28 protein-coding genes and 2 tRNA genes are annotated in these 25,301 nt (G+C 70.9%); 14 read left to right on the top strand and 16 right to left on the bottom strand.

What is annotated here, in order from left to right:
* Positions 1-249: 249 nt before the first annotated feature.
* The 5 genes from DEJ12_RS14915 to DEJ12_RS14895 all read right to left on the bottom strand — a co-directional run bounded on the left by DEJ12_RS14915 (position 250) and on the right by DEJ12_RS14895 (position 3,985).
* On the bottom strand, positions 250-594 hold the full coding sequence (locus tag DEJ12_RS14915; RefSeq protein ID WP_035807616.1) for a metallopeptidase family protein: 345 nt from the start codon (positions 592-594) through the stop codon (positions 250-252).
* Positions 595-746: 152 nt separating this feature from the next.
* A tRNA-His gene (locus tag DEJ12_RS14910) sits at positions 747-822 on the bottom strand.
* Positions 823-897: 75 nt separating this feature from the next.
* Complete coding sequence (orn, locus tag DEJ12_RS14905) at positions 898-1,536, bottom strand: oligoribonuclease (RefSeq protein ID WP_071405505.1); 639 nt, start codon at positions 1,534-1,536, stop codon at positions 898-900.
* A 761-nt stretch (positions 1,537-2,297) separates the two neighbouring features.
* Positions 2,298-3,539 (bottom strand): MFS transporter, encoded by a 1,242-nt coding sequence (locus DEJ12_RS14900; RefSeq protein ID WP_111030570.1) that lies wholly within the window; start codon positions 3,537-3,539, stop codon positions 2,298-2,300.
* A complete protein-coding gene (locus DEJ12_RS14895) occupies positions 3,536-3,985 on the bottom strand; it encodes a MarR family winged helix-turn-helix transcriptional regulator (RefSeq protein ID WP_111030569.1) in 450 nt (149 codons plus the stop codon). The genes DEJ12_RS14900 and DEJ12_RS14895 overlap by 4 nt, the downstream gene beginning before the upstream one ends.
* Before the next feature lie 83 nt (positions 3,986-4,068).
* Between DEJ12_RS14895 and DEJ12_RS14890 the strand changes: the two genes are divergently transcribed.
* The gene (locus DEJ12_RS14890; protein ID WP_071405508.1) at positions 4,069-4,359 is read left to right on the top strand and encodes a hypothetical protein; all 291 of its coding nucleotides are present in this window, start codon (positions 4,069-4,071) and stop codon (positions 4,357-4,359) included.
* Positions 4,360-4,388: 29 nt separating this feature from the next.
* Positions 4,389-4,649, top strand: a complete 261-nt coding sequence (locus tag DEJ12_RS14885; RefSeq protein WP_027464648.1) for a thioredoxin family protein — start codon at positions 4,389-4,391, stop codon at positions 4,647-4,649.
* On the opposite strand, the gene DEJ12_RS18095 is transcribed toward DEJ12_RS14885, so the two are convergent.
* The 3 genes from DEJ12_RS18095 to DEJ12_RS14860 all read right to left on the bottom strand — a co-directional run bounded on the left by DEJ12_RS18095 (position 4,593) and on the right by DEJ12_RS14860 (position 7,913).
* Entirely contained in the window at positions 4,593-6,209 is a 1,617-nt protein-coding gene (locus tag DEJ12_RS18095) for a DUF6716 putative glycosyltransferase (RefSeq protein ID WP_181433088.1), read from the bottom strand. The two genes, DEJ12_RS14885 and DEJ12_RS18095, sit on opposite strands and share 57 nt — an antisense overlap.
* Before the next feature lie 67 nt (positions 6,210-6,276).
* Positions 6,277-7,149 carry an N-acetylneuraminate synthase family protein gene (locus tag DEJ12_RS14865; protein WP_071405510.1) on the bottom strand — a complete coding sequence of 291 codons (873 nt, stop codon included), beginning with the start codon at positions 7,147-7,149 and terminating at the stop codon, positions 6,277-6,279.
* Complete coding sequence (locus tag DEJ12_RS14860; RefSeq protein ID WP_111030565.1) at positions 7,146-7,913, bottom strand: cytidylyltransferase domain-containing protein; 768 nt, start codon at positions 7,911-7,913, stop codon at positions 7,146-7,148. The genes DEJ12_RS14865 and DEJ12_RS14860 overlap by 4 nt, the downstream gene beginning before the upstream one ends.
* Before the next feature lie 152 nt (positions 7,914-8,065).
* Between DEJ12_RS14860 and DEJ12_RS14855 the strand changes: the two genes are divergently transcribed.
* Positions 8,066-8,138, top strand: a tRNA-Arg gene (locus DEJ12_RS14855).
* Positions 8,139-8,200: 62 nt separating this feature from the next.
* On the opposite strand, the gene DEJ12_RS14850 is transcribed toward DEJ12_RS14855, so the two are convergent.
* Complete coding sequence (locus tag DEJ12_RS14850) at positions 8,201-9,535, bottom strand: hypothetical protein (protein WP_111030564.1); 1,335 nt, start codon at positions 9,533-9,535, stop codon at positions 8,201-8,203.
* An 89-nt stretch (positions 9,536-9,624) separates the two neighbouring features.
* Positions 9,625-9,891, bottom strand: coding sequence for a hypothetical protein (locus tag DEJ12_RS14845; RefSeq protein WP_017886047.1), 267 nt, complete (start codon positions 9,889-9,891; stop codon positions 9,625-9,627).
* A 150-nt stretch (positions 9,892-10,041) separates the two neighbouring features.
* On the opposite strand from DEJ12_RS14845, the gene msrA reads away from it, so the two are divergent.
* The 3 genes from msrA to DEJ12_RS14830 all read left to right on the top strand — a co-directional run bounded on the left by msrA (position 10,042) and on the right by DEJ12_RS14830 (position 11,613).
* Complete coding sequence (msrA, locus tag DEJ12_RS14840) at positions 10,042-10,569, top strand: peptide-methionine (S)-S-oxide reductase MsrA (RefSeq protein WP_111030581.1); 528 nt, start codon at positions 10,042-10,044, stop codon at positions 10,567-10,569.
* 37 nt (positions 10,570-10,606) lie between these two features.
* Positions 10,607-10,810, top strand: coding sequence for a hypothetical protein (locus DEJ12_RS14835; protein ID WP_027464651.1), 204 nt, complete (start codon positions 10,607-10,609; stop codon positions 10,808-10,810).
* A 119-nt stretch (positions 10,811-10,929) separates the two neighbouring features.
* On the top strand, positions 10,930-11,613 hold the full coding sequence (locus DEJ12_RS14830) for a single-stranded DNA-binding protein (RefSeq protein WP_111030563.1): 684 nt from the start codon (positions 10,930-10,932) through the stop codon (positions 11,611-11,613).
* A gap of 72 nt (positions 11,614-11,685) precedes the next feature.
* On the opposite strand, the gene DEJ12_RS14825 is transcribed toward DEJ12_RS14830, so the two are convergent.
* Entirely contained in the window at positions 11,686-12,423 is a 738-nt protein-coding gene (locus DEJ12_RS14825) for a hypothetical protein (protein ID WP_111030562.1), read from the bottom strand.
* Positions 12,424-12,612: 189 nt separating this feature from the next.
* Between DEJ12_RS14825 and ettA the strand changes: the two genes are divergently transcribed.
* On the top strand, positions 12,613-14,298 hold the full coding sequence (gene ettA, locus DEJ12_RS14820; protein WP_111030561.1) for an energy-dependent translational throttle protein EttA: 1,686 nt from the start codon (positions 12,613-12,615) through the stop codon (positions 14,296-14,298).
* 32 nt (positions 14,299-14,330) lie between these two features.
* On the top strand, positions 14,331-14,783 hold the full coding sequence (locus DEJ12_RS14815) for a thioesterase family protein (protein ID WP_071405517.1): 453 nt from the start codon (positions 14,331-14,333) through the stop codon (positions 14,781-14,783).
* Here DEJ12_RS14815 and DEJ12_RS14810 read toward each other — a convergent pair.
* Positions 14,770-15,633: an acyl-CoA thioesterase II gene (locus tag DEJ12_RS14810; RefSeq protein WP_111030580.1), complete on the bottom strand. Its 864-nt coding sequence runs from the start codon at positions 15,631-15,633 to the stop codon at positions 14,770-14,772. The two genes, DEJ12_RS14815 and DEJ12_RS14810, sit on opposite strands and share 14 nt — an antisense overlap.
* A gap of 91 nt (positions 15,634-15,724) precedes the next feature.
* Here DEJ12_RS14810 and DEJ12_RS14805 point away from each other — a divergent pair, with 91 nt between their 5' ends.
* Together DEJ12_RS14805 and DEJ12_RS14800 are read left to right on the top strand one after the other, a co-directional pair.
* Positions 15,725-16,426, top strand: coding sequence for a hypothetical protein (locus tag DEJ12_RS14805; RefSeq protein ID WP_071405518.1), 702 nt, complete (start codon positions 15,725-15,727; stop codon positions 16,424-16,426).
* Positions 16,427-16,548: 122 nt separating this feature from the next.
* Positions 16,549-17,331: an NAD(P)H-binding protein gene (locus tag DEJ12_RS14800; RefSeq protein ID WP_258370555.1), complete on the top strand. Its 783-nt coding sequence runs from the start codon at positions 16,549-16,551 to the stop codon at positions 17,329-17,331.
* A gap of 210 nt (positions 17,332-17,541) precedes the next feature.
* On the opposite strand, the gene DEJ12_RS14795 is transcribed toward DEJ12_RS14800, so the two are convergent.
* The 3 genes from DEJ12_RS14795 to pepN all read right to left on the bottom strand — a co-directional run bounded on the left by DEJ12_RS14795 (position 17,542) and on the right by pepN (position 21,782).
* Complete coding sequence (locus tag DEJ12_RS14795; RefSeq protein WP_258370564.1) at positions 17,542-18,003, bottom strand: globin; 462 nt, start codon at positions 18,001-18,003, stop codon at positions 17,542-17,544.
* A gap of 56 nt (positions 18,004-18,059) precedes the next feature.
* Positions 18,060-19,127 (bottom strand): mechanosensitive ion channel family protein, encoded by a 1,068-nt coding sequence (locus DEJ12_RS14790; RefSeq protein WP_111030560.1) that lies wholly within the window; start codon positions 19,125-19,127, stop codon positions 18,060-18,062.
* Between the two features lie 75 nt (positions 19,128-19,202).
* Entirely contained in the window at positions 19,203-21,782 is a 2,580-nt protein-coding gene (gene pepN / locus DEJ12_RS14785) for an aminopeptidase N (protein WP_111030559.1), read from the bottom strand.
* Between the two features lie 213 nt (positions 21,783-21,995).
* On the opposite strand from pepN, the gene DEJ12_RS14780 reads away from it, so the two are divergent.
* Positions 21,996-22,556 (top strand): disulfide bond formation protein DsbA, encoded by a 561-nt coding sequence (locus tag DEJ12_RS14780; protein ID WP_244993485.1) that lies wholly within the window; start codon positions 21,996-21,998, stop codon positions 22,554-22,556.
* A gap of 72 nt (positions 22,557-22,628) precedes the next feature.
* Here the strand turns inward: DEJ12_RS14780 and DEJ12_RS14775 are convergent, their stop codons facing one another.
* On the bottom strand, positions 22,629-23,147 hold the full coding sequence (locus DEJ12_RS14775) for a GNAT family N-acetyltransferase (RefSeq protein WP_111030558.1): 519 nt from the start codon (positions 23,145-23,147) through the stop codon (positions 22,629-22,631).
* On the opposite strand from DEJ12_RS14775, the gene DEJ12_RS14770 reads away from it, so the two are divergent.
* The 3 genes from DEJ12_RS14770 to DEJ12_RS14760 are packed head-to-tail and all read left to right on the top strand — an operon-like array spanning position 23,146 to position 25,288.
* Positions 23,146-23,787 carry a helix-turn-helix domain-containing protein gene (locus tag DEJ12_RS14770; RefSeq protein ID WP_084741142.1) on the top strand — a complete coding sequence of 214 codons (642 nt, stop codon included), beginning with the start codon at positions 23,146-23,148 and terminating at the stop codon, positions 23,785-23,787. The two genes, DEJ12_RS14775 and DEJ12_RS14770, sit on opposite strands and share 2 nt — an antisense overlap.
* A gap of 46 nt (positions 23,788-23,833) precedes the next feature.
* The gene (locus DEJ12_RS14765) at positions 23,834-24,322 is read left to right on the top strand and encodes a ribose-5-phosphate isomerase (RefSeq protein WP_111030577.1); all 489 of its coding nucleotides are present in this window, start codon (positions 23,834-23,836) and stop codon (positions 24,320-24,322) included.
* A gap of 36 nt (positions 24,323-24,358) precedes the next feature.
* Positions 24,359-25,288 (top strand): Fpg/Nei family DNA glycosylase, encoded by a 930-nt coding sequence (locus DEJ12_RS14760; RefSeq protein ID WP_111030557.1) that lies wholly within the window; start codon positions 24,359-24,361, stop codon positions 25,286-25,288.
* The last annotated feature ends 13 nt before the right edge of the window (positions 25,289-25,301 follow it).

Genomic DNA, 25,301 nt, shown 5'->3' with positions numbered 1-25,301 from the left:
ATGTGTATAAGAGACAGGGCGTGGGAGAAGTACCACGAGGTGGGGCCGACGCGGTTCTGAGGTGCGGGCCGGTGTGGGTGCGGGTGCGCGGGCTGCGGCGGCGGCGGCGGCTGCGGCTGCTGCGCCGCGACTTTTCGCGGTGAGAGACAGTTCTCGCGCTCGTGGGCCCGAGGAATGTCGCTGAGCCCGAAACTCGGGCGCCGCCCGCCGCCCGCCGCCCGCCGCCCGCCGGGTGCGCGTCGCTGGCCGCTACGCCCAGCCGAGCTCGTGCAGCCGCTCGTCGTCGATGCCGTAGAAGTGGCCGATCTCGTGCACGAGGGTGGTGTGCACCTCGTCCTTGAGCTCCTCGACGGTGTCGCACTCGGCCAGGTGCTGCTTGCGGAACACCACGATGCGGTCGGGCAGCTCGCCGAAGCCGTACTGCCCGCGCTCGGTGGCTGCGATGCCGTCGTACACGCCGAAGAGCTCTTCGCCGTTCTCCGGTTCGTCCTCGACGACGAACACCACGTTGTCGAGCCCGTCGACCATCTCGTCGGGGAGCAGGTCGAGTTCGTCGGTCACGAGTTGCTCGAACGCGTCGGCGGACATCTCCATCACGGGTGGATCGTCCCACACCGCGCTGATCACTCGCGGCTCACTACTCGTGGCTGACCACTCGCGGCGAAGCCGCACGGCGCCGGAGGCGACCAGAAAAACACTGAGGGAGAGCCCCGGTTGCGTCACACGCAACAGGACTCTCCCTCGACTGGGGTGAATAACGGGTCTCGAACCCGCGACCTCCTAGACCACAACCAGGCGCTCTACCAACTGAGCTATATCCACCATGTTCGAACCGGCTGACCGGCGCGACCACTCAATAGTAGTACATGCGGGACGGGGTGCGGACCACCCGTGTCACTACTCGGCCGCGGGCTGCGCCAGCCGTGACTCCCACTTCGCCACGACGTCGGCCTGTACGGCACGCACGTCGTCGGTGCTCGGGCCGGGCTCGGCGACGAAGCCGGCGCGGCGGTAGTACTCGAGCTCGCGGATCGACTCGAGGATGTCCGCGAGGGCCCGGTGCCCACCGTGCTTCTCCGGTGCGTTGAAGTACACGCGGGGGAACCAGCGGCGGCAGAGTTCCTTGATGCTCGACACGTCGACGCTGCGGTAGTGCAGGTGCCCGTCGACGCGCGGCATGTACTTCGACAGGAACGCACGGTCGGTGCCGATGGTGTTGCCGGCGAGGGGGGCGGAGCCCTCGGCGGGGACGTGCTGGAGGATGTACTCGAGCACCTGGTACTCGGCGTCCGCCAGGCTCACGCCGTTCGGGATCTCGTCGATGAGCCCCGAGGTGACGTGCATGTTCGTCACGAACTCGTTCATGTTGTCGAGCGCCGACTGGTCCGGCTTGATGACGATGTCGAACCCGGGGTGCACGGGCTCGAGGTCGAAGTCGGTGATGACCACGGCCACCTCGACGAGTTCGTCGACCTCGAGGTCGAGGCCGGTCATCTCGCAGTCGATCCAGACGAGGCGGTCATTCGCGGTTGCCATGTCCCCGATCCTATTCCCGCCCCGCGTGCGTCCCGTACGTGCCGCTGCGCCCGTTCCGCGAGCGGGCGAAATGCCGCGGTCGCCCTGCGGACGCACCCGGACATTCCGCCCGCTCGTCCGGGACGCGAGCCGCATGCGGTGCAGGCGACCGCCTGGAGGCCCGCCCCGACCCCGGCAGGCCGCCCCGCGCCTCCAGGCGGTCGCCCTTCACCCCGCCTGCCGCACCCATCCCGCCTCGTCACCACGAGCGGGCGAAATGCCGTGGTCGCCCTGCGGACGGACCGCGGTATTCCGCCCGCTCGCCGACTGCGGTTGCGCTGCGGTCGCGCCCCGGTCGCGGCTCCGCCCGCCCGCGTCCAGCCGAGCGGGCGAAATGCCGCGGTCGCCCTGCGGACGGACCCGGATGTTCCGCCCGCTCGTTTGGGACGCGAGCCGCACGCGGTATAGGCGACCGCCTGGAGGCCCGTGGCGACCCCGGCAGGCCGCCCCGCGCCTCCAGGCGGTCGCCCTCCACCCCGCCTACCGCACGGTTCTGGCCAGCCCCGCACGAGCGGGCGAAATGCCGGACTCGCTCTGCGGTCGAGGCCGGGCATTTCGCCCGCTCGCGGGTGGGGCGTGGAACGAGGGGCGAGCGAGCGCACGCGCGGACGCACGAACGGGCGAAATGCCGGGGTGCCCACGGGGGACACTCCGGCATTTCGCCCGTTCGTGGAGAAGCGAAGAAGGGGGAAGGCGCCCCCGCGCCCCCCGCACCCCGGCGGCTAGGCCATTTCGCCGGCGGTGATGGCCTCGGCCTCGACGCGCTCCGGCTCGGGACCGTCGTCGACGCGGCGCAGGACCCTGGTGGTGCAGAGGATCACGACGAAGGCGACCGCGACGGATGCGCCCGCGAAGACGTAGGCGGCCGAGGGGGAGTACGCGTCGGCGAGCAGGGTCGCGACGGGCGGGGCGATGGCGCCGCCGATGAAGCGGACGGCGGAGTAGGCGCTCGAGGCGACGGAGCGGGGGAGGTCGGTGGCCTCCATGACGCACTCGGTGAGCACGGTGTTCAGGACACCGAGCACGAGGCCGCCGATGACGACGCAGATGATCAGGCCGACCTGGGACCGCACGACGAGGGCCGCGGCGAACAGGTCGAGCGCGAGCAGGGGCAGCGCGATCTTCAGCACCGTCGTCCGCCGGAGACGGGCGGTGAGCATCGGGGCGACCCACACCGACGTGATCGCGAGACCGACACCCCAGCCGAAGAACGTGAACCCGATGCCGAGTGCGCCGAAGCCGAGCGGGAACGGCGTGTACGCCAGCAGGACGAAGAATCCGATGTTGTAGAACAGCGCGGTCGCGGCGAGGGCGGCGAGTGCCGGACGGGTCAGGGCGCGGAAGGGTGCGGAGAGCTTCGTCGGCGTCGGCTTCTCGAGGCTGCCGGTCTTCAGCAGGGCGACGATGGCGATGAACGCGACGGCCATCAGGGTCGTGACGCCGAAGAACGGGCCGCGCCAGCTCACCGAGCCGAGCAGACCTCCGACGAGGGGACCGACGGCGATGCCGAGGCCGAGCGCTGCCTCGTACAGGATGATCGCCGAGGCGGTGCCGCCCGACGCTGCCCCGACGATGGTCGCGAGCGCGGTGGAGATGAAGAGCGCGTTGCCGAGGCCCCAGCCGGCACGGAAGTCGATGATGCTCCACACGCTGTTCGACGTCGCGGCGAGTACCGAGAAGAGCACGATCAGGGCGAGTCCGATGAGCAGGGTGCGCTTCGCACCGATGCGGCTGGAGACCCAGCTGGTGAAGAACATCGCGACGCCGGTGACGGCGAGGTAGCTCGTGAAGAGCAGCTCGGTCTGCGCGGGGGTCGCCTTGAGGGACGCCGCGATCGCCGGGAGGATCGGGTCGACGAGGCCGATGCCCATGAACGCGACGACGCAGGCGAAGGCGATCGCCCAGACCGCGGACGACTGCTTGAGGATGGAGCCGGACTGGCCGGCGGGTGCGTGGGCGTTCACGCGGGGATCTCCGTTCCGTTGGGGGTTGTCCGGGTGCGCTGGGCGATCAGGTTCGCCGCGTGGTGCAGGACGTCCCAGTCGTCGTCGGTCAGGTCGGCGAACAACGGACCGACCGTGCAGGTGAGGGTGGAGCGCCAGGAAGCGAGCCGTTCGCGTCCGGCCTCGGTGAGTTCGATGAGCTGCCCGCGGGAGTCGTCCGGGTCGACGCTGCGGCTGACCAGGCCGTCGGCGAGCATGCCGGCGACGAGTCGGGTCATGGTGGGCTGCGCCACGCGGGAGGCGGTGGCCAGTTCACCGAGTCGCAGCGGCTCGTCGGTCTCGAGGATGCCGAGCGTGCGCCAGACCGCGGTGGACGTGGTGTTGCCCGTCGACTGGACGGCGCTGCGGATCAGGCGGTTGACGGAGACGAGGAGGGTCTCGATCGTCTGCTCACGCGGTGTTTCCATAGCTGAACTATATAGCCGTGCTATGCATAGCGCAACGACGGGTTGGACACACTGCACCAGCCGCCGCCTGGTAGAAGGGAGGCATGAGCGACATCACCATCCACGAAGGCGACGAGTACACCGCGATCTTCCACGGCGGTCCCTTCGACGGCACGACCGACACCCGCACCGCCACGAGCGACGCGCTGGACGACGAGGTCACGGTGTTCGCCGACGTCGAGGGCCTGCAGACGGCCTTCACCTACCGCGCCACCAAGTCCCGCCAGGTCCTCGACCAGATCTCGGTCGAGTTCACCTACGAGCCCGGCGAGTCCGACCCGGTCGACGACCTGCAGGACCGCGGCGACCGCAGCGGCGAGTTCGACCGGGAGTAGAACCCCCACCCGCCGCGTTGCAGGACCACATGCAGCTCGACCTCTGGACGTCCGCCTTCTGTGCGCCGTGTGCCGCCGCCCGCCGGGTGTCGGCCGAGGCGTCGGCGCTCGTCCCCGGGCTCACCGTGACCGAACGCGACGTGGCGGCACACCCCGACGACGCGGAAGACCTCGGTATCCGGTCCACGCCCACGATCATCGTGCGGCAGGACGACGGCACCGAGGTCTTCCGTTCACCCGGCGTCCCGACCCGTGACCAACTCCTGCTCGCGGTGGCCAAGGCGCTCTGAACGAGCCGCCGCCGCGGCCGCCGCCGCCGCGGCCGCCGCGGCCGGGGCAGCCGCCGCCGCAGCCGCAGCCGTCCCAGCGGCGGTCCCCGGCGCGGGCACAGCGGCCCACGCCCCCGCACGCTGCGACGTCGGCGCCGCCACCACCACGGGTTCCGGCGGATCGACCAGTGCCCGCACGCGTCGCGCCAGCCGCTTCGCGCCCCGGATCGGCGCCCCGATGCCCAGTGCCACCAGCCCGAGCGGACTGCGATCGGCCCCACCGAGGGCGTTCTTCCGCTCCCACGCGCGTCGCAGCACCCCACCGCGACTCCGCCGTGCCGGTGCCCGGTCCACCAACGTGCCGGCGTCCCGTCGGGCCATGAGCTCCACGAGCCGGTGCTGCCAGTCGTCCTCCGCGGCCGGGTGGAAGTAGTTGTCCCGCATCCACTCCGGCCGGACGACACCGAACCGTCCGTCGACCAGGTCGACGGCGTCACCCTCGAGGCCGCTCCCCACGAACACCTCGTTGATCAGGTGCCGCCCGATCCCGAAGTCGGTCAGCGTGAGCGCGGGCACGCCTCGCGCCGCCGCCTCGAGCACCGCGGTCGAGCTGATCGTCACGAGCGCCACCGCACGGTCGAGGTGCTCGGCCATCGGGCCGCTCTCCACCACGAGGTTGGTCGGCACGTCCGGAGGCACCAGGTCCGGGTAGGGGTGGTCCTCGCGGTGCGTCTGGTGCTCACCGGCCGCAGCGCGCGTCTTGATGACGACGCGCCACTCCGGGTGCGCCCGCGCCGTCTCGACGAGCCACCGCACGACGAGGGCCCGGTCGGCCCGCTCGAACGGCACACTCGGTTGCGCAGCGAAGACGACGGCGTCGCGGCCCGTCGAGCCCGCACCATGGCTTGCGCCGGCACCGCCGGTCGCGCCGGCACCGCCGTTCGCGCCAGCACCCCGCGCGAACGGCAGCGTGGCGAGCGCGAAGTGCGGCTCGACCCCACCCTCGCGCGCCATCTCCTCGTACGCGCGGACCTCGCGGTGACTGTGCAGCACGAACAGGTCGGCCCGGGCACGGAAGAAGATGCCCTTCCACTTGGACGGGAACGAGATCCCCGGCAGCCCCGACACCAGCACCGGCCGGTCCGGGATCCGCCGGTGCACCTCGTCGATCACGAGCTCGGCCACCGGTCCGATCAACGACACCAGGACGGCGTCCGGCGGCTCCTGTCGGAGCTCCTCGACGACGGCGTCGACGTCCTTCGGCGCGGGCGGTTCCCGGTGCAGGTGGGCGAGGCGCCAATCCAGCCCGCGGAACGCCGACCGCAGCTGCTTCGGACTCGCTGACCGCGGAGTCGCCACGGTGCGCAGCTCCAGGTCCCAGTCCGCCGGGGCGCTCGCCAGCAGGTGGGCGCCCCACTTCGCGAACGAGTCGGTGTCGACCAGGCCGACCACGCGTCGGACGCGTGGTGACGTGCCGGACGGGAGGCGCGCCTCCAGTCCGTCTGTCGGCGCACCACCGTCACCCCGCCCGTCCAGGGCACGGGTCCCGTCGACCGGGCCGGTCACGTGCGCTCCGCTCACGCGCCGACGCGACGCAGCTTCGCGAGCGGTGCCTGCTCGCCGGCGGTCGGATGGGGACTGCATCCGCTCACGCGCCGACGCGACGCAGCTTCGCGAGCGGTGCCTGCTCGCCGGGGAAGATCCTCTTGACGCCGTCGCCGAGGGCGGTCTCGATGATGCGGATGTCACGGGCGAGCGTCTTCAGGCCGTGCGGCTCGAGCGACGCGGCGTGGTCGGAGCCCCACATCGTGCGGTCGAGCGTGATGTGGCGCTCGACGGCCGTGGCACCGAGGGCGACCGCGGCGATGGAGATCTGCAGGCCGGGCTCGTGGCCGGAGTACCCGACGGGGACGCCCGCGTAGCGGTGGGCGAGGGTGTCGATCATGCGGAGGTTCGCCTCCTCGGCCGGCAGCGGGTAGGTCGACGTCGCGTGCATGAGGACGAGGCGGTCGGTGCCGAGGGCCTCGACGGCGGCGTCGATCTGCTCGAGCGTGGACATGCCGGTCGACAGGATGACGGGCTTGCCGGTCGCGGCGACCGCGGCGAGCATGCCGAGGTCGGTGACGGACGCCGAGGCGATCTTGTAGGCGACGACGTTGAGGTCCTCGAGGAAGTCGACCGACGGCTCGTCCCACGGCGACGCGAACCAGTCGAGCCCGCGGAGGGTCGCGTGGTCGCCGATCTCGATGTACTGGTCGCGGTCGAACTCGACGCGGTAGCGGTACTCCAGGTAGGTCATGTCGCCCCACGGGGTGCTGCGCGGGGTGTTCTTCATGTGCTCCGGCGTGGAGATCGCGGGAGTGCGCTTCTGGAACTTCACGGCCTGCAGGCCCGCGTCGGCAGCGACGTCGATGAGCTGCTTCGCGATGTCGACGTCGCCGTTGTGGTTGAGGCCGATCTCGCCGATGAGGTACGCGGGGTGGCCCGCGCCGATCGTGGACGTACCGATGGTGACGGTCATGGTGCTCCGTTCGGTGCGGGGGTGGCCCGCGTCGGGGATGGGTCTCGGGTCGTGGTGGGTGCGGGCGCTTCGGCGAGGGCTTCGGCGAGGGCTTCGGCGAGGGCTTCGGCGAGGGCCAGGTCGGCCTCGTCGTCGATGTCGATCGCGCCGGCGCCGTCGACGACGGCCAGCTCGACGCGGCCGTGGAACCGGTGCCGGTTCTCGAGGAACCCCGCCGTCCGCATCACGTAGAAGGCGCCGGTCTCGCGGTACTCGGGCTCCCGGTCCTGGCGGCGGGGCCTGGTCGCAGCGTCGTGGTTCACCGCCACCGCGGTGCCGTCCGGGGCGGTCCGCCACAGGAACGCGTGCGACGGCGTGGCGGCGAACACCGCGTCGGCGTGCCCGTCGACCACGCGCGCGACGGCGGCGTCGAGGTCGGCCGGGTCGATGAACGGCGAGGTCGCCTGCAGGAAGACGAGGACCTCGGGCAGCGGCGTGCTGATCGCGTCGAGGACGTGCAGCAGGGCGGACTCCGAGGACGCCTCGTCCCCGGCGAGCTCGGCCGGACGGCGGACCACGGCGGCACCGGCCGCGACGGCCTCGGCAGCGATGGCGTCGCCGTCGGTCGTGACGACCACCTGGTCGATGCGCGTTGCACGTCGTGCCGACTCGACCGCCCGACGGACCAGCGAACGGCCCGCGACCGTGCGGAGGTTCTTGCCGGGGATCCCCTTCGACCCGGCACGTGCGGGCACGACGGCGAGGACGGAACCGGTGGTGCGCATGCTCCGGACGCTACGAAGCGCGGGTGTCGCGGAGGGGAACGGGGAGCAGACGGCGGCCGACCGTTGGGCGACCGCCGGGTCCTGTCACGGCGACGCGGCGGGGCGCGCATCGAGCGTCCGGTGGCTGCTCGCCGCTACAATCGACGCTGCTCGCCTCCGTAGCTCAGTGGATAGAGCAGGTGGTTTCTACCCACCGTGCCGCGGGTTCGATTCCTGCCGGGGGCGCCGAAGACGAACAGGGCCGCCATCCTCTCCGGATGGCGGCCCTGTTCTCGTCGTGGGGGTGGTTACTCGTCGTCGTCCGCGGCGCGGCGTCGGAGTTCGGCGGCGCTGATCGGCTGCGTGTACGGCGCCTCCGACGTCTCGTTCGCGTCCGCGGGCTCGGCGGGGGCCTGGTTCAGACGCGTCGGGACGGACGTGGTGTTCGTCGCGCCGGGGGTGTCGACCCGGGGTGCCGATGCGGGCGGGACGTCGTTCGCGGGCGCCCGGTTGACGTGGGCGTCGGCCGCGGTGGGCGTCGCGACGGGGCGGTCGGACGAGGACGGACGGTCATTCCGCGGAGCGCGGTCGGAGTCACCGAAGGCGCGGGTGGCGCTGGCGTCGCCGGACGCGCGAGTGGCGCTCGCGTCGCCGAAGGCCCGCGTGGCGCGGTCGTCGTCCACGACCTCGGTGTCGTCCGTGCCGCGGCCCTGGACGGAGCGGGCGGGCGAGGTCGGGGTGCCGAGTGCCGGACGGACCGGGGGTGCAGCCTCGTCGTCGCCGTAGACGCGGGTGGTGTTGTCACCGAAGGAGCGCGTGGCGTTCTGGTCGGCGCTGCCGCGGTTCGGGTTCGTGCCCGCGCCACGGTTCACGGAGAACGACGGGGTCGTCCCGCCGGCGGCACCGGCAGACGCAGCGGGCGCAGCAGCACCGGGTGCGGCAGCGGCCGGCACCGGAGGAGTCGACGGTGCGGACGCGGGGCGCTGGGCCGGACGCAGCGAGGTCGTCGTCGGGGTAGGGCGCTCGGCGGGAGCAGCCGGCGCCGGGGCCTGTGTCTGCGCCTGCGCCTGCGCCTGCGTGCGCGGGGGCTCGGCCTGGTCGGCGTTCCAGTCCTGCTGGCGCTTGATCAGGTCGGCGTCGGGGTCCGGGGACTCGAACTTCCAGCGCTCGAGGTCGGCCTTGAAGAGCTTGCGCGCACGGCTCGGTCGCGCCTGCCAGTCGAGCAGGCGGTCACGGAACTCGGCGAGGGACTGGTCGGCCTGGAAGCTGAACGTCGACGAGTTCTTCTTGATGTCGGCGATCTCGTGCTGGGCCCAGCTGGCGGCCAGCGGCGCACCCTGCACGGGGAGCAGGCGCAGCCGGATGTCGGCGTCCTCGGCGAGGTGGTCAGCGTACGCACGCTCGTCGTGTCCGAGCGATCCCCATGCCGCTGCCTTGCGCGCAGCCGTCAGGATCGCGGCGACGGCCGCGTTCTTCGATTCCCGCTCCTGGAGCGCCACGACCCGCTTGGTCGCGCTGCGCCCGATGAGCGCCGCGATCACGCCCGCCACGACGATGGCGACGAAGGGGATCACAGCGCCCGAGAGCACCCGCCAACCCGTGTCGGACGAAGTCCAGTCGGTCAGGTCGTTCCACCAGTCCATGCGCGCACCATACCCACGGAACGGTCAGGCGTCGGGGAGGCCGGACGGCGTTCCGTGCATCCCGGTGCAGATGATTCCAATGTGGAACATCATGACCAGCGCAGGGTGTCCACGGCGTCGTCGGCGGACCACACGCTCGGCAGCTCGACGAACCGGCGCTCGGTCGCGACGTACCGGCGGGCACGGTAGGCGGTGTCGCCGGCGACGTCGATGCGGTCGACGTACCCGACGATCTCTCCGTTGGCCCGGGTGACCCGGCTCAGGTCGTCGCGGACGTCGAGGATGCGGTAGTCGCCCCGGGCTCGGGCCAGCGGGACGGTGCGGATCCGCAGTGCGGGTTCGGTGATGGTCTGCATCGCTGGCCTCCTGGTCGGTGTGGTGCCGACGCTACGGGGGACCACCGACACGCCGAGGGGCAACGTCCGATCTGGGGAACAGGGTCCCCGCGCACACTGTTGTGGAGGAACGACGGGGCTGCACGGGCAGCCCGGAGAGAGGTTGTGGCCATGACCACGTTCGTGCTCGCAGGTGGATGTTTCTGGTGTCTCGACGCCGTGTACCGCACGCTCCAGGGTGTGCAGGACGTGGTGTCGGGCTACGTCGGCGGACAGGTCGAGGAGCCCTCGTACGAACTGGTGTGCACCGGGACGACGGGGCACGCCGAGGCGGTCGCGGTGACGTTCGACGAGTCGGTGATCCCGGCTGACGTGATCCTCGACGTCTTCTTCACGCTGCACGACCCCCGGCAGCTGAACCGCCAGGGGGCCGACGTCGGCACGCAGTACCGCTCGGCGATGTTCCCGGCCGACGACACGCAGCGCGAGCTGTTCGAGCGCGCCATCGAGCGGGCGTCGGACATCTGGGACGGCGGCATCGTCACCACCATCGAGCCGCTCTCGACGTTCTGGACGGCAGAGGAGTACCACCAGGACTTCTTCGCGAAGAACCCCGGACAGGGCTACTGCCTCGCAGTCGCGCTGCCCAAGGTGAACAAGGTGCGGAAGGCCTACAGTCAGTACATCCTGGCGTCCTGACCCCGGGGCGGCAGGGCCACAAGGAGGTGGTTCGAACATGACGGACAACACGGGAACCTGGGTCGCGATCGGTCCGGCCGGAGCGGTGGGCAGCATCCACCGCGCGGCAGACGGGTTCCAGGTCGAGCTCTACGGGCGACGACGGGCGGGCGGGCCGTACCCGTCCCTCGAGTCCGCGAAGGGCGCGGTCCATGCCGCGCTCGGACCGTTGGCCGCCCGGCCCGAGTTCCGAGCGCACTGACCGGGTCCGGACAGGAGGCTCGGGGGACTCGTCCTCCACAGGTCACCTGATCGGGTCCACACGCCACAGATCGAGCCCGGGGTCGCTGACGCGGCCCCGGGCTCCGTGACGATCGACCCATGAACGACATCATCACCGTCTGCGGAATCGTCGCCACCGAGCCCCGGCACCTCGTCACCGAGACCGGCATCGCCATCACGAGTCTCCGACTCGCCTCACCCTCGCGCCGCTGGGACCGGGCCACCGCCGCCTGGGTCAACGGCGCCACCAACTGGTACACCGTCACCGCGTTCCGGTCGCTCGCGTCGAACGTGTACAAGTCCCTGAAGAAGGGCGACCGGATCGTCGTCGCCGGCCGGGTCCGCATCCGCACGTGGGAACGCGACGGTCGCGGCGGGACCTCGGTCGAGATCGACGCCGACGGCATCGGCCACGACCTGGCGTGGGGGATCAGCAACTGGCTGCGGGTGCCGCGGCAGGTCGGCGACGGCGCCTCGGGGCAGGGTGGCCTGCGCGGTGTGGACCCCCGCACCGGCGAGGTCCGCGACCCGGCGGGGCACGGAGCCGGTCACGGGTCCGACCACGGGGCGGAGCCGGACGGCTCGCACGACCACGCACCGGCGACCGAGCACGGTCCGGACGGTGACGGTGACAGCGACGTCGACGGGGTCCACGGAGCACCGCCGCTCGGCGACGGCGAGGAGCCCGCGGGGCCGTCCGAGCACGTCCTCGAACAGGACGCCGCCCCCTGGGACCCCGCGCCGCCCCTCGACGACCACGCCCACGACGCCGAAGCGGCCTGACCCGCACGCCGACCGGAGTCGGGATGCGGGTCAGGCCGCCGGGTGCGCGTGCGGTTCACCGCGTCGCGTCGGTCACCACTTCTGGGCGATCATCCCGATGCCGGAGACCTGGGCGGTGTCCCAGTTGCCGCCTCGGGGCAGCCCGGTCACGCGGCCGTCGATCTTGAAGCTGGCGCCCTGCACCCGCGGGCTGTTCGTCTGCTTCGCCTTCAGCCCGTGGAACGAGAAGCTCGTGTCCCACTTGCCGTTCAGGCCGGTGTTCGACTTGCGGTCACCGACCGTGATGCGGGTGTTCTGCACCGTCGAGTGCACGACGTCACCGTTCAGGCGGGCGTTGGCCTCGGCGTTGAAGAACAGGCGACCGTCGAGGTTGAGCTTGAGGGTGCCGATCGTCTTGTGGTTCACGATCATCGTCGCGACGTCGTTCTTGTACCAGCGCATGCCGATGGGCGTGAGCTTGTTGGTGGCCGGGCCGAGGTAGCCGTAGGTGAACTTGCCGTTCTGCACGCGCTCCCAGATGTAGCGCGGCTTGCCCTTGCTCTGCGGGGAGCCCTTGTCCGACTGGATCCCGAACGCGTAGGCGTTGTTGTGTGCGTCGTGCACGTTGATGTACGACGAGTAGCCGGTGCCCGTGCCGTTGGCGCTGATGCTCGCCGTGTACAGCAGGTAGGGGCTGCCCTTCGGCACGGCACCGGCGGCCGATGCCGGCGACACCGGGGCGATGAGCGCGACGGTGAGTGCGATCGCTCCGACGAAGGGGAGTGCGAGGCGGCGGAGCCGCGACGGGGTCGTGGTCGTGTGCGTGGTCATGGTCCTCGTCCTGTCCGTGGTCCTGATCCTGGTCCTCGTCGTGGTGGGCGACGGGCCCGAGGTAGCGGGGTGAGGCCAAGCTACGTCGTCCGTGTCGCGAACAACAGGCTTGTTCGTACAGGTGCGGGAAGCGGCGATCCGGCGTCGGGCGAGCGGTGCTCCGGCGGTGTCACTACACTTGGGGCCGATATGGCTGAGTACATCTACCAGATGGTCCGCGCCCGCAAGGCGGTCGGCGACAAGCTGATCCTCGACGACGTCACGATGTCGTTCCTCCCCGGTGCCAAGATCGGCGTCGTCGGACCGAACGGTGCGGGCAAGTCGACGATCCTGAAGATCATGGCGGGTCTCGACCAGCCGTCCAACGGCGAGGCGAAGCTCACGCCGGGCTTCAGCGTCGGCATCCTCATGCAGGAGCCGGAGCTCGACGAGAGCAAGACCGTGCTCGAGAACGTGCAGGAGGGCGTGGGCGAGATCCACGGCAAGCTCGCACGGTTCAACGAGATCTCGGCGCTCATGGCCGAGCCGGACGCCGACTTCGACGCGCTCCTCGCCGAGATGGGAACCCTGCAGGAGGACATCGACGCCGCCGACGCGTGGGACCTCGACTCCCAGCTCGAGCAGGCCATGGCCGCGCTGCAGTGCCCCCCGGGGGACGAACTCGTCACCCACCTGTCCGGCGGTGAGAAGCGCCGCGTCGCGCTCTGCAAGCTGCTGCTCCAGAAGCCCGACCTGCTCCTCCTCGACGAGCCCACCAACCACCTCGACGCCGAGAGTGTGCTCTGGCTCGAGCAGCACCTGCAGCAGTACCACGGTGCCGTCCTCGCCGTGACCCACGACCGGTACTTCCTGGACCACGTCGCCCAGTGGATCGCCGAGGTCGACCGCGGCCGCCTGTACCCGTACGAGGGCAACTACTCGACCTACCTCGAGAAGAAGCGTGCTCGCCTCGAGGTCCAGGGCAAGAAGGACGCCAAGCTCGCGAAGCGCCTGTCGTCCGAGCTCGACTGGGTCCGGAGCAACACCAAGGGCCGTCAGGCGAAGTCGAAGGCCCGTCTCGCCCGGTACGAGGAGATGGTCACCGAGGCCGAGCGCACCCGCAAGCTCGACTTCGAGGAGATCGTGATCCCGGTCGGCCCGCGTCTGGGTTCGCAGGTCATCGACGCCGAGCACCTGCGCAAGCAGTTCGGTGAGCGCGTCATCATCGGCGACCTGTCGTTCACGCTGCCCCGCAACGGCATCGTCGGCGTCATCGGCCCGAACGGTGTCGGCAAGACCACGCTCTTCAAGACGATCGTCGGCCTCGAGCCCCTCGACGGCGGCACGCTGAAGATCGGCGACACGGTCGACATCTCGTACGTCGACCAGAGCCGTGGTGGCATCGACCCGAACAAGAACCTGTGGGAGGTCGTTTCCGACGGACTCGACTACATCCAGGTCGGCAAGACCGAGATCCCGTCCCGCGCCTACGTGTCGCAGTTCGGCTTCAAGGGCCCGGACCAGCAGAAGCGCGCCGGCATCCTGTCCGGTGGTGAGCGCAACCGTCTGAACCTGGCGCTGACGCTCAAGCAGGGCGGCAACCTGCTGCTCCTCGACGAACCGACCAACGACCTGGACGTCGAGACGCTCGGCAGCCTCGAGAACGCCCTGCTCGAGTACCCCGGTTGCGCCGTGGTCATCACCCACGACCGGTGGTTCCTCGACCGCATCGCCACGCACATCCTGGCGTGGGAGGGCCTCAACGAGGACGGCACGCCGAACTGGTACTGGTTCGAGGGCAACTTCGAGGCCTACGAGGAGAACAAGATCGAGCGCCTCGGTGCCGATGCCGCGAAGCCCGGTCGCGCGACGTACCGCAAGCTCACCCGCGACTGATCCTCGTGGCGAGACTGCACGCTCCCATCCGCATGCGGTGGAGCGACATCGACGCCTACGGTCACGTCAACAACTCCGCGATGCTGCGCCTCCTCGAAGAGGCGCGCATCGTGGGGTTCTGGGGTGCCGACCCCGGTGAGGACCCCGACGGCGATCTGCCCGAGCCGATCATCGACGGCCGGCCGGGTTCCGGCACCATGACGGTGATCGCCGGCCAGCGCCTGGAGTACCTGGCGTCGATCCCGTACCTCCGCCAACCGCTCGACATCCAGATGTGGATCGGGCGGCTCGGGGGCGCGAGCATCGACGTCTCGTACGAGGTCTGGTCACCGGTGGGGCAGCACCCCGCCGTCCTGTACACCCGGGCGACGACGGCACTCGTGATGGTCGACGCGGCGACGAACCGTCCGCGCCGACTGACCGACACCGAGCGTGCCGCGTGCGAGCGCTACCTCGAGGAACCGGTGCAGTTCAGCCGGCCGTAGGCACCCGCATCATGCCCTCCTGGGCGACGGTGGCCAGCAGCTGACCGTCGCGGGAGAACATCCGGCCGAACGCGAGCCCCCGTCCGCCCTGTGCGCTCGGGGACTCCTGCGTGTACAGGATCCACTCGTCGGCGCGACCGTCGCGGTGCCACCACATGGCGTGGTCGAGGCTCGCGCTCTTGACCCCCGGGGTGCCCCAGGCGACGCCGTGCCGCCGCATGATCGGCTCGAGGATCGACAGGTCGCTCGCGTACCCGAGCACCGCACGGTGGAGCGCCGGGTCGTCCGGCAGGTCGCCCTGCACGCGGAACCAGACCGCCTGGTGCGGCACGTGCTCGCCCTGCACGTCGACGAACACCGGGCCCTCGACGTGGCGCAGGTCGATGGACCGCGCGGCCCAGGCACGTGCGACCGGGTGGTCGATCGCGGACAGGATCGACGCGGCCGACGGCAGGGACTCCGGGTCCGGGGTGTCCACCGGGTACGGGTCCTGGTGCTCGATGCCGGTGTCCGGCACCTGGAACGACGCGATCATCGAGAAGATCGGGACACCGCGCTGGTACGCCTGCACGCGTCGGGCCGCGAACGAACGACCGTCGTGGATGCGCTCGACCCCGAAGGTGATCGGCACGTCGATGTCGCCGGGCCGCAGGAAGTAGCCGTGCATCGAGTGGACGTCGCGTCCCTCGATCGTGCGCTGCGCGGCGACGATGCACTGCGCCAGCACCTGCCCGCCGAACACCCGTCCGCCGGGGGACCAGTGGCTGGCACCGGTCAGGATCGTCTCGCCCGTGCTCGCGCCGGTGTCCTCGAGTCGCAGGGTCCGCAGGAAGTCGGGTTCGCCGTTCACGCTGTGCAGTCTACGAACGGCTGCCCGCCGCCGTCGCAGGTCGTCGCGCTCAGGTGCGGCGGCGTCGACGGCCAGTAGGATCGAGGACGACATGGGCAACTCGTTCACGCTTCCCGACGCCGCCTCACTCGGTGACCTCCGCACGTACCTCGGACGTGCCGCTCGGATCGAGGACGGCTCGGTCCGGCTCATCGCCGACTCCGGCGTCCTGGCCGTCTACACGGCGATCCTCTACCCGCTCGGGCTGCTCGACGAACTGCCGACGGTGCTCGGCCTCCGCACGTTCTCGCTCACCGAGCCGGCGTCGATCGACACCGTGGTCCCGCTGCAGTCGCTCCTCGAGCGTCTCCGCCTGCTCGCCGAGGCGCAGGACGCCGAACACGCCGAGGGTGCCGACCCCACGCGGGCCACCCCGATCGAGGTCGAGCTGCCGCACGAAGTGCACACCGTGACGTGGGCGGCCATCTCCCCGCCCCGCGGTGGCTGGGTCCCGCTGCCGGACGTCTCACCGGAACTCCTCCGCCGCGCCACCCGCGACGGCATCGCCGAGGTCGCCGACGCCGTGCCGTCCAACGCGGGCGAGGCCATCGTCCGGCGGATCCGCGCCGAGGTCTGGGGTCGACCGGTCCCCGGCGTCGAGCACCTGCCCGCCGGTGCGGGCTTCGCGGGCGAGAGCCTCGGGTTCCTCGGGCACGACCCGGTCCGGCTGTTCGAGACGGGTCCGTGGAGCCGACTCACGACCTCGCGCGGTCACGTGCTCGTCAAGCGCCGCGCCTGGACACTGAGCTCCTAGCAAAGACGACGGCGACGCCGGCCACGCCGCCCGGGCGCCGTGGTTGGCTGGCCGCATGCACGTCTTCCTCACCGGTGCGTCCGGGTACATCGGCTCCTCCGTCCTCCGTCCTCCGCTCCCTCGTGGCCCACGGCGACGAGGTCACCGCGCTCGTCCGGTCCGACGAGAAGGCCCAGCACGTCCGTGACGCCGGTGGCCGGGCCCTGGTCGGCGACGTCACCGACACCGACGTCGTCGAACGCCTGCTGCACGAGAGCGACGGCGTCGTCCACACGGCATCGGCGGCCGGCGTCGACCCGGACTTCATCCGCACCGCGATCGGTGCCCTGGCCGGCACGCCGAAGCCGTTCGTGCACACCGGCGGCATCTTCACCTTCGGTGACTCGACGGACATCTCCGAGCAGTCGCCGATCGACCCGCCGGCCTTGACCGCCTGGCGCGGACCGAACGAGGCTCTGCTGCGGGCGAGCGACGTGCGGAGCACCATCGTCGCCCCTGGCATCGTCTACGGGCGCGGCGCCGGCATCCCGGCGATGTTCGTCAGCGACGGCGAGCAGCCGGTGCGGCTGGTGGGCGACGGCTCGCAGCGCTGGACGACGGTGCACGTCGACGACCTCGGCGAGCTCTACGTCCTCGCGCTGCACCGCGGCGAGCCCGACGGGTACATCGTCGCCGCGACCGGCGACAACCCGACCGTCCGGCAGATCGCCGAGGCCGGGGCCCACGGTGCACCGGTCGTCGCCGAGAGCGTGGACGCGAGCCGCGAACGGCTCGGGCGGGACTTCGCCGACGCCCTGCTGCTGCACCAGGAGGCGTCCGGCGCACACGCGCGGTCGGCCTTCGGCTGGCGGCCGTCGCGGCCGTCCCTGGTCGAGGACCTCGCCTCCGGCTCGTCCGTGCGCTGACCGCGCTGCCCGACGACGCCGGCGTCCCGCGGGCACGAGAACGCGGGGAGCGTCGGACGGGAGGCCCGTGGCGGCGCCGCCACGGGCCTCCCCCCGCCGCTCGCGACGATCACTGCACGCCGGCGTCAGCGGAAGACGCCGCGGGAGCGTCGAGACGCCGCCGGATTCGTCGGCGTCTCGAGGACACGCCGGCGTCGCGCCGGGCGCGCGTCAGTCGAAGGTGTTCGTCATCGCGTGGGCAGCGCGGTCCAGGTAACCCCAGAGCTCGGCTTCGTCGAGGGGCGCGAGCTCGAGTGACTCGACCGCCTCGTGCATGTGGTGGAGCCAGCGTTCCCGGGCCTCGGACGTGATGCGGAACGGGTTGTGCCGCATCCGCAGGCGGGGGTGGCCGCGCTGCTCGCTGTAGGTGCCCGGGCCGCCCCAGTACTGCTGCAGGAAGGCGGACAGGCGCCAGATCGCACCCTCGAGGTCGTCGGCCGGGTACATCGGCCAGATGACCTCGTCCTGCTGGACGCCCTCGTAGAAGCGCCGGACGAGCCGGTCGAAGGTCGGAGCGCCGCCGATCCGCTCGTACAGCGACCCGGTGGCCGAGGCGCCGCGCTCCCCGACGCGCAGGGTGATCGGCTGCGCCGGGACGCCGACCGAGCCGGGCATGCCGGGGCCGCCGGGCATGCCGAGCGAGCCGCGCGCTCCGGGCCCGCCCGTGCCGCTCGGGGGTGTGGGGTCGGTCATCGGGGGTCCTTCCCGCTGTCGGGGTCGTCGGTGCGGATCGGCTGCCCGAGGATGTTGCGCTTGGGACGCCGGGGCTTCGTGGGGGCCGGCGTCGGCTGGGTCCGGACGGTGCGCAGGCCGTTGATCGAGGTGGCGTTCTCCCAGCCCTCGGGCATGATCATCGCCATCGCGGGCAGGGTGATGCCGAGTTCGTCGACGGCGTGCTTCAGGCGGGTGCGGAGCTCCCGGCCGACGACGTCGAGCTCGGACGCGCGGGTCTTCACGACGAGGCGGAAGACCATGCCGGCGTCGGTGATCGACTGCAGCCCCCAGATCTCGGGCTTCTCGACGATCCGCTGCCGCCAGCGGGACTCCTGCGACATCGTGACGGCGGCCTTGAGCAGGGCGTCCTGCACGGCGTCGATGTCGGTGTCGTAGGGCACGGTGATGTCGACGAGCACGCGCGACCAGCCCTGCGACAGGTTGCCGACGCGCAGGATCTGGCCGTTCGGCACGAACCACAGGATGCCGTTCACGTCGCGGATCTGCATGACGCGCAGCCCGACGTTCTCGACGACGCCGGTGGCCTGCCCGGTGTCGACGACGTCACCGACGCCGGCCTGATCCTCGAGGATCATGAAGATGCCGGACAGCAGGTCCTTCACGATGGACTGGGCGCCGACGGCGAGGCCGGCTGCGACGAGCGATGCACCGCCGACGATGCCGACCGCGGCGCCCTTCCACAGCGCCGTCGCGATGATCACGAGCGCGATCACGACGACGACCACGGTGGCGAGGTTCTCGAGCACGCTGCCGAGCGTCCGGGTCCGTTGCACGACCCGCGCGGTCTGCACGGGTGAGGCGATGAGGGCCTGGGTGTCGGCCGCTCCCTGACGTTTCTTGACGCCGTTCACGATGCGGTCGACGACCTGCTTGATCATGCGACGGAGGATCAGCCGGAGGATGATCGCCGCGAGGATCGTGATGACGATCGTGATCGGTGCTTGCCAGGCATCGACGAACTGGAGGAACGCGTTGGACGCCCACTTCGGGACGTCGGTGGTGTCTGCTGCAGCCGAGTTCATATCCGGTCGATGCTAAGCGGCGGGGCCTCGGCATCCCTGGAGGAACACCAAGACCCCGCCGGATCAGAGCAGGGGTCAGGCGTCGGCGGCCTGGACCCGGAGCGCGCGCTCGGTGCCCGCGAGGCTCTCGGACACGATGCGGCGCAGCGCCGGCGTCTCCTGGTGCTCCTCGAGCCACGCGGCGGCGGCGTCACGGAGCTCAGCCGACGCGAGTGGCGCCGGGTAGAGGCCCGAGACGATGGTGTCCGCCATGTGGTAGCTGCGCTCGGCCCAGATGCGCGTGAGCACCTCGAAGTACTTTGGCACGAGCCCCTCGAGCAGCACCGGGCTGTTCACGTGCTGGAACCCGACCGTGGTCTGGCGCACGATGGCGTTCGGCAGCTCGGACGAGTCGACCAGTGACGAGAACGCCGCCAGCTTGCCCTCGGCCGTGGGGATCGTCGCCCGGGCACGTGCCGCGGCCTGCTCACCCGACGCGGTCTTGTCCGCGGCGAGCTCGGCGTCGATCTCGGCGTTGTCCGCAGCACCCGCGAGCACGAGGCCCTCGAGCAGCTCCCAGCGCAGGTCGGTGTCGATCTCGAGGCCCTGCAGCGTGACCGATCCGTCGCGGAGGCCCTGCAGGGTCGCGACGTGCTCGGGCGTGGACGGGACCTGCGCGAAGAACTTCACGAACTGGAACTGCGCGTCCGAGCCGGCCTCAGCCGAGGACGCGAGCTGCCAGAGCGTGTCGCCGACGGTGCGGACCGTGGCCTCGACCGAGCCCGGTGCCACGTAGTTGCGTGCGGTGAGCAGCAGCTGCGAGAGCGTCGTGCGGATGGTCGTCGACTCGGTCTCGGTCGCGATGTTGCCCAGCACCAGGCGGACGTAGTCGCTGGCCGGGGACTCGGCGTCGCGCGTGGCGTCCCACACGGAACCCCAGACGATCGAGCGGGCGAGCGGGTTCGCGATCGACGCGAGGTGCTCGATCGCGGTGCGCCGGGAGTGCTCGTCGAGACGGATCTTGGCGTAGGCCAGGTCGTCGTCGTTCAGCAGCACGAGGTCGCCGCGCTGGACGCCGACGAGCTCGGGCACCTCGGTGCGGGCACCGTCGACGTCGATCTCGACGCGGTGGACCCGCTCGAGCTTGCCGCCGGCGGAGGCCGTGTCGGCACCGAACGGCGCGGACTCGTCGTTCCGGAAGACGTACACGCCGATCGCCAGACGGTGCGGGCGCAGCGTCGGGTAGTCGGCGGGGGCTTCCTGCAGGACGGTGAACGACGTGATGACACCGGACTCGTCGGTCTCGATCTCGGGGCGCAGGGTGTTCACGCCCGCGGTCTCGAGCCAGAGCTTCGACCACTCGGTCAGCTCACGGCCGCTCGTCGCCTCGAGCTCGACGAGCAGGTCGCGGAGCTCGGTGTTCGAGTGGTGGTGCTTCTTGAAGTAGGCGGAGACACCGGCGAAGAACGCGTCGATGCCGACCCACGCGACGAGCTGCTTGAGGACCGAGCCGCCCTTCGCGTAGGTGATGCCGTCGAAGTTGACCTGGACGTCCTCGAGGTCGTTGATCGTCGCGACGATCGGGTGCGTCGAGGGGAGCTGGTCCTGGCGGTAGGCCCAGGACTTCTCCATCGCCTGGAACGTGGTCCAGGCCTCGGTCCACTCGGTGGCCTCGGCCGTGGCGATCGTGGAGGCCCACTCGGCGAAGGACTCGTTGAGCCACAGGTCGTTCCACCACTTCATGGTGACCAGGTCGCCGAACCACATGTGGGCGAGCTCGTGCAGGATCGTGACGACCCGGCGCTCCTTGATGGCGTCGGTGACCTTCGACCGGAACACGTAGGTCTCGGTGAAGGTGACCGCGCCGGCGTTCTCCATCGCACCGGCGTTGAACTCCGGCACGAACAGCTGGTCGTACTTGTCGAAGGGGTAGGCGACGTCGAACTTCTCCTCGAAGTACGCGAAGCCCTTCTTCGTGATGTCGAACACGTACTCGGGGTCGAGGTACGAGGCGAGCGACTTGCGCGCGAACACACCGAGCGGGATCGTCCGGCCGTCGCGGCTGGTCAGCTCGTCGCGCACGACCTCGTACGGGCCGGCGACGAGCGCGGTGATGTAGCTCGAGATGCGCGCGGTGGGCGGGAAGGCCCAGGTCGCGACGTCGCCGTCGACGTGCGGCTCCGGCGTGGGGGAGTTCGAGACGACCTGCCACCGCGACGGCGCCGTCACGGTGAAGGAGAACTCGGCCTTCAGGTCGGGCTGCTCGAACACCGCGAACATGCGGCGGGAGTCCGGGACCTCGAACTGGGAGTACAGGTACACCTCGTCGTCCACCGGGTCGACGAAGCGGTGCAGGCCTTCACCGGTGTTCGTGTACAGCGCGTCGCTGACGACCACGAGCTCGTTCTGCTCCTGCAGGTCGTCGAGCTGGATGCGCACGCCGTCGTTCACCGCGGCGACGTCGAGCGCCGAGCCGTTCAGCGTGATCGAGTGCACGGTCTTCGTGATGGCGTCGATGAAGGTCGATGCGCCGGCGGTGGCGGTGAAGCGCACCCGCGTGGTGCTGCCGAAGCTGTCGGCGCCGCGGGTCAGGTCGAGCTCGACGTCGTACGTCTGCACGGCGACGACGGCCGCGCGCTCCTGGGCTTCGATTCGGGTGAGGTTCTCTCCGGGCACGCAACGCTCCATCTTCGCTGGGGACGCGGACGATCGGTGTCCGCGTACGGGGCCCCGGACGGCGTCGTGCGCCGGCGGGACGATGGGTTCCAGCCTAGCGACGCCGCGTACGCTCGGATCGTGACCGAGACGACTGTGGACAACCCGACCGACCCCACCACCGAGCGCACCGCCGTGGAGTTCTGGTTCGACCCGAACTGCCCGTGGGCCTGGATGACGAGCCGCTGGGTGGGTGAGGTCGCCGAGCACCGCGACCTCGACGTGACCTGGAACGTGATGAGCCTGTTCGTCCTCAACGAGGACCAGGACGTGCCGGAGAGCTACAAGGAGCGTCTGCACGCCGGTCAGGTCTACCCGCGCATCGTGACGGCGGCGAGGCTCCGGCTCGGGCAGGACGTCGTGAAGCCGCTCTACGACGCCCTCGGCGAGCACATCCACCACCGCCAGGAGTCCGACCCGGAGCAGGTCGTCCCCGCCGTGCTCGCGGAGCTCGGCCTCGACGCCGACCTGCTCGAGTACGCCTGGACGGACGAGGTCGACGCCGCCGTGCGCGCCAGCCACCAGGACGGCATCGACCGCGTCGGACAGGACGTCGGCACGCCGGTCATCGCCGTCGAGGGCACCGCGTTCTTCGGACCGGTCATCTCCCCGGCGCCCAAGGGCCAGGAGGCGCTCGACCTGTGGGACGGCGTCGTCGCCGTCGCGAAGTACCCCGGCTTCTTCGAGCTCAAGCGCTCGCGCACCGTCGGCCCGATCTTCGACACCACCGACTGACGCTCCGGAACCAGGTTCGGTTCGTCGACGGGCGGCCGGGAGGCCCGTGGTGCGCCCGCCCCGCCCGTCGCGTCAGACGAGCGGCAGGCGCATGAGCGTCAGGTCGAGCCAGCGGTCGAACTTGCGTCCGACCTCGGGCACGACCGCGACCGTGGTGAACCCCAGGCGTTCGTGCAGGGCGATCGACCCCGTGTTGGTGCTGCAGATCCCGGCCATCATGACGTGCCGGCCCTCGGCGGTGGCCCGCGCGACCAGCTCGGCCATCAGGGTCGTCGCGATGCCCCGGCCGCGGAACGCCTCGACCACGTAGACGCTGTGCTCGACGGTCAGCCGGTACCCCTGGTGCGGCCGCCACTGCGAGTACGTGGCGTAGCCGGCCACGGTGCCGTCGACCTCGGCCACGACCACCGGGTACCCGCCGCCCTGCCGCTCGGCGAGCCACCCGTCGAAGTACGCACGCGGGTGCGGGGTGTCCTGCCAGATGGCGGTGGAGTGCAGGACGGCATCGACGTGCAGGGCGTGCACGACGTCGAGGTCGGTCGGGGTGCAGTCGCGGATCACGACCCCGTTCGTCGCATATGCTGTCGTCATGTCTCACATCGTAGACGACGCGCACGCCGATCCCGCAACCGGCGCCGACGACACCTCGGTCGCCGAGCAGCGGGCGCTCGGTGAACGCCTCCAGCGCCTCCGCACCGAGCGGAAGTGGAGCCTCACCGAGCTCGCCGAGGAGTCCGGCGTCTCCCGCGCGATGATCAACCGCGTCGAGCGCGGGGTCTCCAGCCCCACCGCGACGATCCTCGGTCGCCTGTCCGGTGCCTTCGGCCTGACGATCTCGCAGCTCCTCGACGATGCCCTGGAGCACGAGGTGCCCAGGGTGACGGACCCCGACGAGGCGCGCGGGGTGCAACGGGGCGCGACCGCCGATTCCTGGACCGATCCCGACACCGGGTACCGCCGCCGTCCGGTCTCGAGCGCGGCGTTCCCCGCTGACGTCACCGAGGTGCGCCTCCCGGCCGGCCGCGAAGTGGCCTACCCGGCGTCCGCCTACGCGTTCCTGCGGCACTGCATCTGGGTCGTCGACGGCGTGCTCGAGGTCGTCGTCGGCGGCGAGCCGACGCGCCTGGCGGCGGGGGACCGGATCGAGCTCGGCGACCCCGCCGACGTCGTCTACCGCAACCCGGGCGAGGACCCCACCCGGTACCTCGTGGTGGTGGTCCGCGCGCCGTAGTCCGTGGTGGTCCGGGCCCGGGAGCCGCAGGAATATGATCGGTTCCATGCGCATCCACCTCGGAACGGACCACGCCGGCCTCGAGTTCAACAAGACCCTCGCAACCCACCTGACCGAAGCCGGGCACGAGGTGGTGGACCACGGTCCGACCGAGTACGACGCGCTCGACGACTACCCCTCGTTCTGCATCAACGCCGCGCACGCCGTGGTGCAGGACCAGCGTGCCGGTGTCCAGGCGCTCGGTGTCGTCTTCGGCGGTTCCGGCAACGGTGAGCAGATCGCCGCCAACAAGGTCGAGGGCATCCGCGCCGCGCTCGTCTGGAACGAGTCGACCGCCCTGCTCGCCCGTCAGCACAACGACGCCAACGTCATCTCCATCGGTGCGCGCCAGCACACCGAGGACGAGGCGATCCGGTTCGTCGACCTGTTCATCGCCGAGCCGTTCTCGGGCGAGGAGCGCCACGCCCGCCGCATCGCCCAGCTGGCCGAGTACGAGACCACCGGGCTGATCGCCGGCCGCGAGATCGACGCGTAGTCCGGCTCGTCAGGGGTACCGGGTAGAACGGTAGTCATGCCCGAGGGTCACTCCGTCCACCGCATCGCCAACCAGTTCACCCGGCACTTCGTCGGCAAGCGCTGCGAGGTGTCGAGCCCCCAGGGGCGCTTCGCCGCCGGGGCCGCGCAGCTCGACGGCAAGCGGATGATCGCCGCGCGTGCGGTGGCGAAGCAGATGTTCCTGGAGTTCGAGGGCGACCTGTTCCTCCGCGTCCACCTCGGCCTGTACGGGGCGTGGGACTTCGCGGGCGTGATCTCCACCGCCCAGGCACTGTCCGACGACGACGACCGCGAAGAGTCGCTCAGCTCGATCGGCGCACCGCGGCTCGCCCGCTACCGGATGGCCGAGCAGGAGAAGGCGGAGGACTCGATCGAGTCCTTCCCGCCGGACCCGGTGGGCCAGGTCCGGGTGCGGATCCTCACCGAGGACACCGTCGCCGACCTGCGTGGCCCGACCGCGTGCGTCGTGGAGACCCCGGCCGAGGTGCAGCGCGCGCTCGACAAGCTCGGCCCCGACCCGATGAACGACGACGGGCCCGAGGCGGAGAAGACCTTCGTCGACAACGTCCGCCGTCGGAACGTCGCGATCGGGCAGCTGCTCATGGACCAGTCGGTCGTGGCCGGCATCGGCAACATCTACCGCGCCGAGCTGCTGTTCCGGCAGCGCATCGACCCGTACAAGCCCGGCAAGAAGATCACCGTCAAGCAGGCCAAGGCGCTCTGGGCCGACTGGTCGAAGCTGTTGCACGACGGCGTCCGCGACGGCCTGATGATGACGATGGACGACCTGTCCGAGGCCGACCACAAGAAGGCCCTGCGCTCCCGCAAGGACCGCCACTGGGTCTACCACCGCCAGGGCGAGCCGTGCCGGGTGTGCGGCACCGAGATCCGGATGGCCGACATGGCCGGTCGGAAGCTCTACTGGTGCCCGAAGGACCAGAAGTAGCCCACGGGGCACA

This window comes from Curtobacterium sp. MCLR17_059, from assembly GCF_003234665.1.
Taxonomy (GTDB): Bacteria; Actinomycetota; Actinomycetes; order Actinomycetales; family Microbacteriaceae; genus Curtobacterium; species Curtobacterium flaccumfaciens.
This window is presented reverse-complemented; position numbering and strand designations above follow the sequence as displayed.

What these genes read in the sequence shown, in the direction of transcription:
- DEJ12_RS14825 (WP_111030562.1), bottom strand. Translation starts at nt 12,423, where the DNA reads ATGACCACGCACACGACCACGACCCCGTCGCGGCTCCGCCGCCTCGCA.
- DEJ12_RS14765 (WP_111030577.1), top strand. Translation starts at nt 23,834, where the DNA reads ATGCGCATCCACCTCGGAACGGACCACGCCGGCCTCGAGTTCAACAAG.
- DEJ12_RS14835 (WP_027464651.1), top strand. Translation starts at nt 10,607, where the DNA reads ATGACGGACAACACGGGAACCTGGGTCGCGATCGGTCCGGCCGGAGCG.
- msrA (WP_111030581.1), top strand. Translation starts at nt 10,042, where the DNA reads ATGACCACGTTCGTGCTCGCAGGTGGATGTTTCTGGTGTCTCGACGCC.
- DEJ12_RS14850 (WP_111030564.1), bottom strand. Translation starts at nt 9,535, where the DNA reads ATGGACTGGTGGAACGACCTGACCGACTGGACTTCGTCCGACACGGGT.
- DEJ12_RS14860 (WP_111030565.1), bottom strand. Translation starts at nt 7,913, where the DNA reads ATGCGCACCACCGGTTCCGTCCTCGCCGTCGTGCCCGCACGTGCCGGG.
- DEJ12_RS14815 (WP_071405517.1), top strand. Translation starts at nt 14,331, where the DNA reads ATGCGGTGGAGCGACATCGACGCCTACGGTCACGTCAACAACTCCGCG.
- DEJ12_RS14845 (WP_017886047.1), bottom strand. Translation starts at nt 9,891, where the DNA reads ATGCAGACCATCACCGAACCCGCACTGCGGATCCGCACCGTCCCGCTG.
- DEJ12_RS14830 (WP_111030563.1), top strand. Translation starts at nt 10,930, where the DNA reads ATGAACGACATCATCACCGTCTGCGGAATCGTCGCCACCGAGCCCCGG.
- DEJ12_RS14895 (WP_111030569.1), bottom strand. Translation starts at nt 3,985, where the DNA reads ATGGAAACACCGCGTGAGCAGACGATCGAGACCCTCCTCGTCTCCGTC.
- DEJ12_RS14865 (WP_071405510.1), bottom strand. Translation starts at nt 7,149, where the DNA reads ATGACCGTCACCATCGGTACGTCCACGATCGGCGCGGGCCACCCCGCG.
- DEJ12_RS14915 (WP_035807616.1), bottom strand. Translation starts at nt 594, where the DNA reads ATGGAGATGTCCGCCGACGCGTTCGAGCAACTCGTGACCGACGAACTC.
- DEJ12_RS14780 (WP_244993485.1), top strand. Translation starts at nt 21,996, where the DNA reads ATGACGAGCCGCTGGGTGGGTGAGGTCGCCGAGCACCGCGACCTCGAC.
- DEJ12_RS14775 (WP_111030558.1), bottom strand. Translation starts at nt 23,147, where the DNA reads ATGACGACAGCATATGCGACGAACGGGGTCGTGATCCGCGACTGCACC.
- DEJ12_RS14770 (WP_084741142.1), top strand. Translation starts at nt 23,146, where the DNA reads ATGTCTCACATCGTAGACGACGCGCACGCCGATCCCGCAACCGGCGCC.
- ettA (WP_111030561.1), top strand. Translation starts at nt 12,613, where the DNA reads ATGGCTGAGTACATCTACCAGATGGTCCGCGCCCGCAAGGCGGTCGGC.
- DEJ12_RS14795 (WP_258370564.1), bottom strand. Translation starts at nt 18,003, where the DNA reads ATGCCCGGCGGCCCCGGCATGCCCGGCTCGGTCGGCGTCCCGGCGCAG.
- orn (WP_071405505.1), bottom strand. Translation starts at nt 1,536, where the DNA reads ATGGCAACCGCGAATGACCGCCTCGTCTGGATCGACTGCGAGATGACC.
- DEJ12_RS14885 (WP_027464648.1), top strand. Translation starts at nt 4,389, where the DNA reads ATGCAGCTCGACCTCTGGACGTCCGCCTTCTGTGCGCCGTGTGCCGCC.
- DEJ12_RS14760 (WP_111030557.1), top strand. Translation starts at nt 24,359, where the DNA reads ATGCCCGAGGGTCACTCCGTCCACCGCATCGCCAACCAGTTCACCCGG.
- DEJ12_RS14890 (WP_071405508.1), top strand. Translation starts at nt 4,069, where the DNA reads ATGAGCGACATCACCATCCACGAAGGCGACGAGTACACCGCGATCTTC.
- DEJ12_RS14790 (WP_111030560.1), bottom strand. Translation starts at nt 19,127, where the DNA reads ATGAACTCGGCTGCAGCAGACACCACCGACGTCCCGAAGTGGGCGTCC.
- DEJ12_RS14805 (WP_071405518.1), top strand. Translation starts at nt 15,725, where the DNA reads ATGGGCAACTCGTTCACGCTTCCCGACGCCGCCTCACTCGGTGACCTC.